The organism is Bacillota bacterium, assembly GCA_023511835.1.
In the GTDB taxonomy this organism is placed as follows: domain Bacteria; phylum Bacillota; class Sulfobacillia; order JAIMAT01; family JAIMAT01; genus JAIMAT01.
This window is the reverse complement of the sequence record JAIMAT010000019.1, coordinates 18,461-29,930: the sequence shown is the minus strand read 5'-3', so window position 1 is coordinate 29,930 and position 11,470 is coordinate 18,461. Positions and strand designations below refer to the sequence as shown.

The following is an 11,470-nucleotide window of genomic DNA, read 5'->3' as shown; positions in this document are numbered from 1 at the left end:
CCGGCGGCGGCCCCCTGGGCGGGCGCCTGACTCGTCCGGGCCGCCTGCGGGTAGAGGAGGCGGAAGAGGCTCTCCAGTCCGTCCACGATGCGCGGCCCAGGCCGGGAGACCAGGTTTTCGTCGACGACGTAGACGCGCCCCTCCCGGACCGCGTCGAGCCTCGTCCAGGTCGGCCGCTGCCCGCCCAGGATGGCCGCGCGCTCCGCGGCGGCGCTGCTGGGGATCAGGATCACCTGCGGGTTGCGGGCCAGGAGCTCCTCCTCGCTGAACTCGAGCCAGGCGGTCTTGGCGTCGTGGGCGATGTTGATCCCGCCCGCGCGGGTGATCAGGTCGTCGATGAAGCTGCCCGGTCCCGCCGTCATCAGCGGCTTGTTCCAGACCTCGTAGAAGACGCGCACGCGCTTCGCGGGCGGGATGGCGCGCGCCGCCGCCTCGACCGCCCGGATGCGCCGCTCCATGGAGGCGGCCAGCCGGTCGGCCTGGGCCACCGCCCCCGTGGCCCGGCCGATCAGGCGGATGGAGTCCAGCACCTGCCCGAGGTCGGCGGGCTGGATGACCAGGACCGGGATGCCCAACTCGCGGAGCTGCGCGTCCACCTTCTCGGTGCCGCTGATCGTGAGCACCAGGTCGGGCTTGAGCGCCACCACCTTCTCCACGCTGTAGGCGAGCTGCGGACCCGGCGCGCTCACCTTGGGGAGCTTCTCGGCCTGGGCGGGGTAGTCGCTGTAGGCGTCGACGCCCACCACCCGCCGGCCCAGGCCGAGGGCGAACAGGATCTCGGTGTTGGAGGGGGCGAAGGAGATGATGCGGAGCGGCTCCTTGGCGATGGTCACGCGCCGGCCCGCGTAGTCCGTCAGCGTCACGGGGAAGCGGGCGGCCTGGGCGGCCGTCTGACCCGAGGCCCCGCCCGCGCCCGCCTTGCCCGCCTGGGGAGCCTGCCCGCCGCAGGCGCCGGCCAGGAGGGCGAAGACCACTCCCAGCGCCGCCAGCGCCGTGCGCGCGGAGCGCCGAGCAGGAGGAAGTCTCACGGGATCCGCTCCTTCCCGGGTTCCCTGCTAGGCCGGGGTGCTCCCGGCCTCTTTCCTCGAATGCGGGGTGCGCCGGGAGGCCGGCGGAAGAGGCCGACCCGGCGCCGGGCGCGCCGGGTCGTCAGGGCGGGGAGACGTGCGCCATGACTCCAGCCCCCTTTCCTCCGAAGGCGGACCTGGATCGCGTGGCAGGCAGGTCTCCTGGCTTCCGTTCCTCGCCGCGGGCGCCTTCCCGTCGACTTGCGTCGACAGTGGCCTCCGCCCGGGCTCCCGGTCACAGTGGCGGGACCGCGCCGGACTCGTCCCGGCCGCCGGCCGCGGCCCGGGACTCACCGGACTTCCCTATTCTCCCGGCGCCGGCCCCCTGGCCGCCGCCGGGCACCTGCCACCCTGCTGTCGGGGAAAAGCTTCCCCCTGGGCAACTTCCATGCCCCCGCGCCGGGCTCCTGCCGGGCGGAGGCGGGCCCGCGGCTCAGCCGGCCGCGCGGCCGTAGCCGGCCAACGCCTCCACGATCAGGTCCCAGAAGCGCTCCCGGTCGATGCGGGTGGCGACGCGGGCGTTGGCCGGCCGGCCCGTCACGCCGTACAGGTCGCAGACGGTGGCGCCGTAGGTCCAGGTGCCGCGCAGCTCCACCTCGACGTTGGCCGGCTGGCACTCGATCAACTGCGGGTCGATCAGGTAGGCGACGGCGCAGGGGTCGTGGAGCGGCGCCCCCTCGAAGCCGAAGACCTTCCGGTACGTGGAGGCGAAGAAGGTCAGCAGGTCGGCGGCCATCTCGGCCACGGGGTTCCCCAGGGCCCGGATACGTTCCACCACCTCCGGGGTGGCGCGCACCTGGTGGGTCAGGTCGAGGCCGACCATGGTGAGCGGGAGGCCGCTGGAGAAGACGATCTGCGCCGCCTCGGGGTCGGCGTAGATGTTGAACTCGGCGGCCGGGGTGACGTTGCCCAAGGTGCAGCTGCCGCCCATCAGGACGACCTCGCGGATGCGCCGGAGGATACGCGGCTCGCGCCGGATGGCCAGCGCGATGTTGGTCAGCGGCCCCACCGGGACCAGGGTGACGTCGTCCTCCCGGAGCACCGTCTCGATGATCAGGTCGACGGCGTGGCGGGGATCGAGCTCCACCGTCGGCTCGCCGAAGCGCGGGCCGTCCAGGCCCGACTCGCCGTGGATGTCGGCGGCTACCACCTGCTCCCGCACCAGCGGCCGGTCGGCGCCGGCCGCCACGGGCACGTCGCGGATGCCGGCCACCGTCATCACCCGGCGGGCGTTCAGCGTGGTCTTGGGCAGCGTCTGGTTGCCCGCCACCGTAGTGACCGCCAGGAGCTCGACGGCGGGATGGGCGTGGGCGAGCAGGATGGCGATGGCGTCGTCGTGTCCGGGGTCGCAGTCGAGGATGATCTTTCGCGCCATGGGGGCACCCCCTCGGATTTCTCTCCGGCGCCCGGGCGGGGCGGCCGGTGCCTCGCGCTAGGAGGCGGTGGCCGGGCCGGCGCCGCCGCGCTCCAGCAGGGCGAAGAAGAGCTCCCAGAAGGGCTCCGCGCGGGCGTCGAGGGCGACGCGGCAGTTGGCGGCGGGGGCGTGGCGGCGGCGGTCGGCGACGGAGGCGCCGTCGGCCGCACCGCCCGCGGTGTCCACCGTCACCGGCAGGGCCTGCCAGTCGAAGAGCTCCTCGTGGCGGACCGCCATCCAGGCGACGGCGTCGTAGACCACCATGCCCGGCCCCTCGATCCGCTCGCGCCAGAAGGCGAGAAGCCTGCGGACGAGCCGCGCCGCCGGCGTCTCCGTCGCCTCCAGGCGCCTCCATTGGCGGGAGCTCAAGGCCAGGCGCCGACCGGCGTCGACGGGCACCAGGTCCAGGCGGGGGAAGCCCGCCTCCAGGACGATGCGCGCCGCCTCCGGATCGGCGAGAAAGTTGAACTCCGCGGCGGCGGTGGCGTTGCCGCCCGCCTCGATGGCTCCGCCCATCACCACCAGTCGTCCGATCCTGCGCGGCCAGTCGCGGTCGGCGAGGCAGGCCAGGGCGACGTTGGTCAGCGGGCCCAGCGCCACCAGCGCCCCCTCGAAGCGCCGGCCCGGGGGTGCCAGACGGAGGAGGGCGCGGTAGGCGGGGAGACGGTCGCGGCCCGGCAGGTATGGTCCGGGGAGCGGCGGCAGCGCGCCGCCGAGACCGTCCTCTCCGTGGATCTCGGCCGCCTGGCGCGGCGGGCGGAGGAGGGGGCGGTCCGCGCCGCGGGCCAGCCGCGGTCGGGCGGGCACGGGCACTCCGGGCAGCGCCTCCCGGGCGGCGCGGAGGAGGCGCAGGAGATTGGCCGCGGTCCGCTCCTCGGCCACGTTGCCGGCGACGCTGGAGAAGCCCTCGACGGCCTCGCCCGCCTCCAGGAGGGCGAGGAGGATGGCGACGGCGTCGTCGATGCCGGGATCGGTGTCGAACCAGAGGCGGACGTCGCTCATGCCTCCGGCCTCCCCGCGCTTGCCCCGCCGCCGGCGTCCAGCGCGGCGAAGAAACCCTCGAAGAAGCGCTCCGCGTCGGCCTCCACGGCCACCTGTACAGGCGGGCCCTGGAGCGGGTCGACGTCGCCCGAGCCCTCCGCCAGCGGCCGCCGCTCGGCCACCGTCATCCCGCGGGTCCACTCGCCGCGAAGCTCGACGCGGACCGGCCATTCGCGGCAGCGGACCACCTCCTCGTCCAGAGCGGCGGCCACCGCCAGCGGATCGTGGACGGGGCAGACGGGCGCGCCCAGGACGCGCTCGTAGGCGCGGACGTAGAAGTCCAGCATGCGGTCGAGCCAGAGGGCCAGCGGCTGCCGTCCGGCCAGCCGCCTGAGCCGCTCCCGCTCAGCGGGGCCGAAGATGACGCGCATGGTCACGTCCAGCCCGACCATGGTGAGCGGCCAGCCAGCGCGGAAGACCAGGTCCGCCGCCTCGGGGTCATGCCAGACGTTGGCCTCGGCGGTGGCGGTGATGTTGCCGGGGCAGCCGGCGGCGCCGCCCATGACCACCACCCGGCGAAGCAGGCGGGGCAGGTCGGGGTCCTTGAGCAGGGCCAGCCCCAGGTTGGTCAGGGGGCCCGTGGCCACCAGGGTGATCTCGCCGGGGCGCTGGTGGGCGAGGCGGATCAGCTGGTCGACGGCATGCTCGCCGCTCGGCCGGCGGCGGGGCGCGGAGAGGCCGGTACCGCCGAGACCGTCCTCGCCGTGGATGAACCTGGCCGTGGCCAGCGGCTGCGCCATGGGCCGGCGGGCGCCGACGGCGACGGGCACCTCCTCCTCCCGGCCGAGCCGCTCCAGGACGCGCAGGACGTTCTCGGCGGCCAGCTCCGCCTCCACGTTCCCGTGCACCGAGCCTACGGCCAGGACCTCGGCCTTGCCGCTCAGCAGGGCGTAGGTGAGCGCCACGGCGTCGTCGATGCCGGGGTCCATGTCCAGGATCAGCGGGATCCGCTCCACCTAGCCGTTCACCTCCCCGTTGACCTCCCGGACGGTACGCCTGCGCGCCTGCTGACGCAGCATCATCACGGCCAGCGCCACCAGCGTCACCAGATAGGGGACCATGAGGACGAACTGCGGCGGCAGGTTTCCGGTCTGCATGCGGTCCGAGACGGCGTCCGCGGCGCCGAAGACCAGCGAGGCGACCAGCGTCCCCAGCGGGGTCGCGTTGCCGAACGTCTCCGCCGCCACGGCGATGAAGCCGCGGCCGTTGGTCATGTTGCGGACGAACATGTCCAGGGTGGCCATGGAGAGCTGGGCGCCCGCCAGGCCGGTGAGGAGGCCGCTGATCATCACGGTGAGGAACTTGACCCGCACCGGGTCGATGCCGGCCGCGGCGGCGGCCTCCGGGTTCTCCCCCACGGCGCGGATGTGGACGCCGACCCGGGTCCGGTAGAGCAGGAGGTGGCCCGCCGCCACCAGCAGGAGCGCCAGCAGCGCGATGGCGGACTGGCCCTCCAGCATCGGCCCCACCAGCGGCACCCTGGCCAGGGGAGCCCACTCCAGGCGCCAGAGCTGGGGGAACTTTTCCGGCGAGAAGTTGCCCTCGTTGTGGTAGAGCTGGTTGAGCAGAAAGACGGTCACGCCCTGCGCCAGCAGGTTGATGCCGATGCCGACGATGATGTAGTCGGCCTTCAGCCGGAGACTGACGTAGCCGTAGAGGGCGGCGAAGAGGAGGCCGGCGGCGACGGCGGCCAGGACGGCCAGGAGGGCGCTCTGGGTGGCCGCCCCCACGGAGACGGCGGCGAAGGCGCCGACCAGCATCATCCCCTCCAGCCCGATGTTGAGGATGTCCGCCTGCTGGGTGAAGGCGCCGCCCAGGCCGGCCAGGAGGATGGGCGTCGTCTTCAGCAGGATGGTGAAGAGCAGCGAGGCGTCGAAGAGGGCGTGCCAGTTCACGAGCCGACCCCCCCTTCCGCCGCGCCGGCCTGCTCCCCGGGCGCGCCGGCTGCCGGCGCGGCCCGTCGGCGGCGCCGCCCCAGCCAGAGCACTCCCTCCGCGGTCATGAAGAGGACCAGCACGCCCTGCAGGATGCTGACCAGGGGGTAGGGGACCGACGTGTTCTGCTGCATGATGGAGGCGCCGTTGATCAGCACCGCGTAGAAGAAGGCGGCTGCGGCCGTCCCCCAGGGGTTGATCCGCCCGAGGAGGGCGACCGTGATGCCGGTGAAGCCGAAGTCCGGGGAGAACCCCTGGATGAAGCGATGGTTGATGCCGAGAACCTGGACGGCCCCGCCCAGGCCGGCGACGGCGCCGGAGAGGAGCATGGCGCCGAGCACCATGCGCCGCACCGGGATGCCCTCGTACTCGGCGAAGCGCGGGTTCTGGCCGACGAAACGGAGGTTCTGGCCCCAGACGGTCCGCTGCAGGAGGAAGGCGACCCCCGCCACCGCCGCCAGCGCCACGGCCAGTCCCCAGTGCGCGCTGGAGGGGGGGAGGAGCGGGCCCAGCCACTCCTGTGCGGGGATCATCCGCGTCATGGGGGCGCCGGCGGTGGGATCCTTGAAGGGGTTGTTGACCAGGTACTCGGTGAGGAGCGTGGCCACGTAGTTGAGCATGATGGTGGCCACCACCTCGTTGACGCGCAGGTAGGCCCGCAGCCAGCCCGGGACGAGCCCCCAGAGCGCCCCGGCCAGCGTTCCCGCCAGCAGGCTGAGCAGGACGGCCAGCGGCGCGGGCAGCGCCGCCAGGCGGACGGCCGTCACCGCCGCCCAGAAGGCGCCCAGGTAGAGCTGGCCCTCCGCGCCGATGTTGAAGACGCCCGCCTGGAAGGAGAGGGCGACCGCCAGGCCGGTGAAGACGAGCGGCGTGGCGGTGGCCAGCATGTTGCCGAACTGGACGCGGCTGGTGAAGGTGGCGACCAGAAAGTTCTGGTAGGCGCTGACCGGATCCTTGCCGATGGCCAGGATGATCAGCACCCCGGCCGCCAGCGCCGTCAGCACCGCGGCCAGCGGCTGCAGGAGAGGGGCCAGGAGACGCCCGGCGCGGGCGAGGCCGCGACCCGCCTCAGCCATCGGAATCGCCCCCTTCCTGCCGCTTGACGCCCATCATATAGAGGCCCAGCTCCTCCTCGTCCGCCTCGCCCGCGTGGAAACGACCCACGATGGCGCCCCGGTACATGACCAGGATGCGGTCGGAGAGGGAGAGCACCTCGCTCAGCTCGGCGGAGACCAGGAGGATGGCGCGGCCGCGGTCGCGCTCCGCCACCAGGTTGCGGTGGATGAACTCGGTGGCGCCCACGTCCAGGCCGCGCGTCGGCTGCGCCGCGATGAGCAGCTCCGGCTGGAGGGCGATCTCCCGCGCCAGGACCACCTTCTGGATGTTGCCGCCGGAGAGCGAGGCCACCGGCGAGGCTAGCGTCGCGCCGCGGACGTCGTAGCTGCGCAGCAGCTCCTCGGCCCAGGAGCGCAGGCGGCGCAGGTCGACGAGACCGTGCCGCGCCAGGCCCGAGGCCTCGTAGTGGCCGGCGGCCAGGTTCTCCTGGACGCTGGCGCGGGGGCTGACGCCGCGCTCCATGCGGTCCTCGGGCACGTGGGCGAGGCCGGCGCGGCGGCGCTCGGCCACGCCGGCGCGCGTCACGTCGCGGCCCAGGAGGAGGATCCGGCCCGCCGCTGCGGGCCGGAGGCCGGCCAGGATCTCGACCAGCTCCGACTGGCCGTTCCCCTCCACGCCCGCGATGCCCACGATCTCGCCGCGGCGCACGTCGAAGGTGACGTCGCGCACCGCGGGACGATCCTGGTCGGAGAGGCCCCAGAGCCCGCGCACCTCGAGGACCGGTTCGCCCGGCCGGGCGGGGGCCTTGGGGACGCGCATCTGCACGTCGCGACCCACCATCAGCCGCGCGATCTCGTCCTCGCTCGCCTCGCCGGTGGCCATGGTGGCCACCTTCCTTCCCTGGCGCATCACGGTCAGGCGGTCGGCCACCTCCTTCACCTCGTGGAGCTTGTGGGTGATGAAGACGACCGCCTTGCCCATGGCGGCGAAACCGCGCACGATGCGGAAGAGCTCCTGCGTCTCCTGAGGCGTCAGAACGGCCGTGGGCTCGTCGAGGATGAGCACCTCGGCGTCGTACGAGAGCGCCTTGAGGATCTCCACCCGCTGGCGGACGCCGACGGAGAGGCGGTCGACGCGCGCCGCCGGATCGACCGCCAGGCCGTATCGCTCCGCCAGGCGGGCGACCTCCTCGCGGGCGCGGCGCAGGTCGACGAAGGGCCCGCGGGTGCGCTCCTGCCCCAGGAAGATGTTCTCGGCCACCGTCAGCGAGGGGACCAGCTTGAAGTGCTGGTGGACCATGCCGATACGCTGGCGGCGGGCGTCCAGCGGGCTCTGCAGGCGGACGGGCCGGCCGTGCACCCGGATCTCGCCCTCGTCGGGCTCGAGCATGCCGAAGAGGATGTTCATCAGGGTGGTCTTGCCCGCCCCGTTCTCGCCCAGCAGCGCGTGGACCTCGCCCGCGCGGGTCTCGAAGTCGACCGCCAGGTTGGCCGCCAGGTCGCCGAAGAACTTGCTGATCCTGCGCATCTCCACGACGGGAGGCGCCGTCTCGCTCCGACTCATCCCATGCTCCTCCCGGGCCGGGCCCGGACGGGCGGGGGGCCGGCCGCCGGACGGCGACCGCCCCTCCGCCGCCTGGCGGCTACTGGCCGCCGGCCCCGGTCACCGTCTGCACCTGGATCTGGCCGCCGGCCACCTTCTGCTCGGCCGCCTTGAGCTGCTCCTGGACGCTCGCGGGCACGTCCTTGGTGTCCAGGATCAGGCCCACGCCCTGGTTGGTGAGGCCGTAGGGGTAGACCTTGCCGCCGTACTGGAGTGTCCCGTCCTTGGCCGCCTTGATCATGTCGAAGAGCGAGTTGTCCACGCGCTTCACCATGCTGGCCAGGACGTGGCCCGGGTAGAGGCCGTTCTGATCCGAGTCGACGCCGATGGAGTAACGGTTGGCGTCGGCCGAGGCCTTGAGTACGCCCAGGCCCGAGCCGCCGGCGACGGCGTAGACGATGTCCGCGCCCTGGTCGTACATGGCCTTGGCCTGGTCATAGCCCTTGTTGGGGTTGGAGAAGTCGCCCACGTACGACTTGAGCACCCGGATGCCCGGATCGACGGAGTGGACGCCCTGGGTGAAGCCGACGATGAAGTCGTTGATCACGGGGATGTCCATGCCGCCGACGACGCCCACCACCTTGCTCCCCTTGCTGAGCGGGAAGTCCTTGGTGTCGGTGGTGACCAGGCCGGCGAGGACGCCCGCCAGGTAGGAGCCCTCGTTCTGCTTGTAGATGATGTTGGCGATGTTGGGCAGGTCGACGGTGTCGTCGAAGTAGACGAATTTCTGGTTGGGCGCCGCCTTGGCCACCTGCGTCAGGTTGTCCTTCATCTGCGAGGAGCCGGTGATGACCAGGTTGTAGCTCCCGTCGGAGACGGACTGCAGGTTCTGCAGCCACTCCTGCGGGTTCTTGGGATCGGCCTGGAGGATCTTGATGTCGACGCCCAGCTCGTCGTGGGCGCGCTGCAGGCCGGCCGCCGCACTGTCAAAGAAGCCCTTGTCGCCCAGCGTCCCGTTGACCACCAGGGCCACCTTGAAGGGCTTGGACGTCGTGCCGGAGGCGGGTTGCGAACCGCTGCCGGAGGCGGACGGACCGGAGGAGCCGGATCCGCCGCAGCCCGCCAGGAGGAGCAGGGAGCCGGCCGCCAGGGCCGCGCCCAGCCGTCGCCACTTCCTCATGGAGCTCATGGAGAACCCCCCTCTGTCGCGAAAGCCTTCCGTCTGTGCTTCCTTTGCGCGAGACGTCGGTACAGCCAGGAGCTCGGCCTTGTCCATCACTCCCTTCGCGGAAGAGGGCGGAGAGGATCGCCTACTTCCTCCCGCCGCGGGATGGAGCTCTGGGCGCCGGCGCGGGTGGTGGAGATGGCCGCCGCCCGGTTGGCGAAGCTGGCCGCGGCCGCGAAGGCCAACCCCTCGGTCAGCCCCACCGCCAGGGCGCCGGCGAAGACGTCGCCGGCGGCGGTGGTGTCCACGGTCGGAACCGGCAGGCCGGCGATGTGGAGAAAGTCGCTCCCTTCGCCCACCAGGACCCCCTGGGCACCCAGCTTGACGGCCACCCAGCGCAGCCCGCGGTCGAGCAGGTCGGCCGCCGCCAGCCGCGCCGAGGTCAGGTCCCCCACCCGCCGCCCGGTCAGGACCCCGGCTTCCACCTGGTTGGGCAGGCAGGCGTCCACATACGACCAGAGCTCGTCGGGGAGGGGGACCGGCGGCGCCGGGTCGAGGAGGACGGTCAGGCCGTGGCGCCGGCCCAGGCGGGCGGCGGCGAGGAGCGTCTCCACGGGGATCTCGCACTGCAGGAGCAGCACCTCCGCCTCCTCCCAGAGCGGCGCACAGGCCGGCGACTCCAGGTCCTCCGGGCGGAGGCGCCCGTTGGCCCCGGGGACCACCACGATCCGGTTCTCGCCGCCGGGCTCGACGCCGATGACCGCCACGCCGGTGGCTTCCTCCGGATCGAGGGCGACCGCCTCCAGGGCGACGCCGAAGCGTCGCAGGTTCTCCAGAAGGGCCGCCCCGAAGGCGTCGCGGCCGACGCGGCCCACCAGGGCCACGTGTCCGCCCAGCGCCGCCGCGGCCGCCGCCTGGTTGGCGCCCTTGCCCCCCGGCACCTGCAGGAAGCGCTCGCCCAGGACCGTCTCTCCCGGAGCCGGCCAGCGGGGAAGGCGTACCACGAGATCCATGTTGAGGCTGCCGACCACCGCGATCCTTGCCATGACGGGTACCTACCTCCTCGCGCGTTCCAGGACCGGGATCAGGCCGATTCGCGAACCGCCAGGCGCGGCGTCAGCTGCACGTCCACCGGCGGCCCCCCCGCGGCGCCGGCCGCCCGCGCCGCGATGCGGGCCGAGAGCCGCTCCCAGGCCAGGGCGCCCACCCGGTAGGCCGGTTGCACCACGGTGGTCAGGCGCGGGCGGACCAGGCGCGCCAGCAGGATGTCGTCGAAGCCGACCACCGCCACCCGTGCCGGCACCTCGAGGCCCGCGTCCTGGCAGGCCTGGATGGCCCCGACGGCCAGGAGGTCGTTGGCGGCGAAGATGGCGTCGAAGTCGACTCCCCCCTCGATCAGCGCCCGCGTCCGCTCGTAACCGCTGGCGAAGTCGAAGGGCCCCTGACTGACCAGGCGGGGATCCGGCTCCAGGCCCGCCTCGCGCAGGGCGTCGGAGAAGCCCAGGGCGCGGTCGGCGGCCGAGGCCACCCCCGCCGGTCCGCCCAGATGGGCGATGCGCCGCCGCCCGCGCGCCAGCAGGTGCGCCACGGCCAGCCGACCGCCGAGCCGGTTGTCGGTGGAGACGGAGTCGGCCGCCCAGCCGGTCGCCCGGCGGTCGATCAGCACGACGGGCACCTGGCCCACCAGCACCGAGAGGCGTTCGGGCTGGCCGCTGGAGGCGATAATCAGGCCGTCCACCCAGCGCTCGCGCATCACCCGGACGTGGGCCGCCTCCTGCTCGGGATCGTTGTCGCTGTTGCCCAGGATGACGGCGAAGCCGGCCGCCCGCGCGGCGTCCGCGACGCCGCGGGCGAGGGCGGGGAAGTAGGGGTTGGCGATGTCGGGAAGGACGAGGCCGATGGTACGGGTCACGCCCTTGGCCAGACCGCGCGCCAGCCCGTTGGGCGTGAATCCCAGCGCCTCCACGGCTTCGAGCACCCGCCGGCGCGTCGCCTCGCGGACCGGCCCGCGGCCGTTGAGCACGCGGGAGACGGTGGCGGGGCTGACCCCGGCCAGGGTGGCCACCTCGCGAATCGTCGCCAGCAGGATCACCCCCGCGCCGGCCCGGTTGCGGCGAGCGTTTCCGCAAAAAATGAAAGACGTTTCAGCCAAGATGAAATCGCTTCCACGAAATACGAGAAGCTGTTCGACAGGGAGGGCGAAAGCCCTTCCCGGCAGGCGCGCAAAGGAGGGAGGAAGAGACCGGAAGCG

10 protein-coding genes and 1 riboswitch are annotated in these 11,470 nt (G+C 73.1%); all 10 genes read right to left on the bottom strand.

What is annotated here, in order from left to right; translation table 11 throughout:
• Positions 1-1,028, bottom strand: a 1,028-nt coding sequence (locus K6U79_05000) for a cobalamin-binding protein (GenBank protein MCL6521717.1), incomplete at its 3' end; no start/stop codon positions are given.
• Positions 1,029-1,222: 194 nt separating this feature from the next.
• A riboswitch (cobalamin riboswitch) is annotated at positions 1,223-1,375 on the bottom strand.
• A gap of 125 nt (positions 1,376-1,500) precedes the next feature.
• Complete coding sequence (locus K6U79_04995) at positions 1,501-2,442, bottom strand: nucleoside hydrolase (protein ID MCL6521716.1); 942 nt, start codon at positions 2,440-2,442, stop codon at positions 1,501-1,503.
• A gap of 57 nt (positions 2,443-2,499) precedes the next feature.
• Entirely contained in the window at positions 2,500-3,483 is a 984-nt protein-coding gene (locus tag K6U79_04990; GenBank protein ID MCL6521715.1) for a nucleoside hydrolase, read from the bottom strand.
• On the bottom strand, positions 3,480-4,478 hold the full coding sequence (locus K6U79_04985; protein ID MCL6521714.1) for a nucleoside hydrolase: 999 nt from the start codon (positions 4,476-4,478) through the stop codon (positions 3,480-3,482). The genes K6U79_04990 and K6U79_04985 overlap by 4 nt, the downstream gene beginning before the upstream one ends.
• Positions 4,479-5,417 carry an ABC transporter permease gene (locus tag K6U79_04980; protein MCL6521713.1) on the bottom strand — a complete coding sequence of 313 codons (939 nt, stop codon included), beginning with the start codon at positions 5,415-5,417 and terminating at the stop codon, positions 4,479-4,481. It lies immediately after the preceding gene.
• Positions 5,414-6,532, bottom strand: coding sequence for an ABC transporter permease (locus K6U79_04975; protein MCL6521712.1), 1,119 nt, complete (start codon positions 6,530-6,532; stop codon positions 5,414-5,416). The genes K6U79_04980 and K6U79_04975 overlap by 4 nt, the downstream gene beginning before the upstream one ends.
• Positions 6,525-8,075 (bottom strand): ABC transporter ATP-binding protein, encoded by a 1,551-nt coding sequence (locus K6U79_04970; protein MCL6521711.1) that lies wholly within the window; start codon positions 8,073-8,075, stop codon positions 6,525-6,527. Before K6U79_04970 ends, K6U79_04975 begins: the two co-directional genes overlap by 8 nt.
• 79 nt (positions 8,076-8,154) lie before the next feature.
• On the bottom strand, positions 8,155-9,243 hold the full coding sequence (locus K6U79_04965) for a BMP family ABC transporter substrate-binding protein (GenBank protein ID MCL6521710.1): 1,089 nt from the start codon (positions 9,241-9,243) through the stop codon (positions 8,155-8,157).
• An 86-nt stretch (positions 9,244-9,329) separates the two neighbouring features.
• Complete coding sequence (gene rbsK, locus K6U79_04960; GenBank protein MCL6521709.1) at positions 9,330-10,265, bottom strand: ribokinase; 936 nt, start codon at positions 10,263-10,265, stop codon at positions 9,330-9,332.
• Positions 10,266-10,303: 38 nt separating this feature from the next.
• Positions 10,304-11,311 carry a LacI family transcriptional regulator gene (locus tag K6U79_04955; GenBank protein MCL6521708.1) on the bottom strand — a complete coding sequence of 336 codons (1,008 nt, stop codon included), beginning with the start codon at positions 11,309-11,311 and terminating at the stop codon, positions 10,304-10,306.
• Positions 11,312-11,470: the final 159 nt, after the last annotated feature.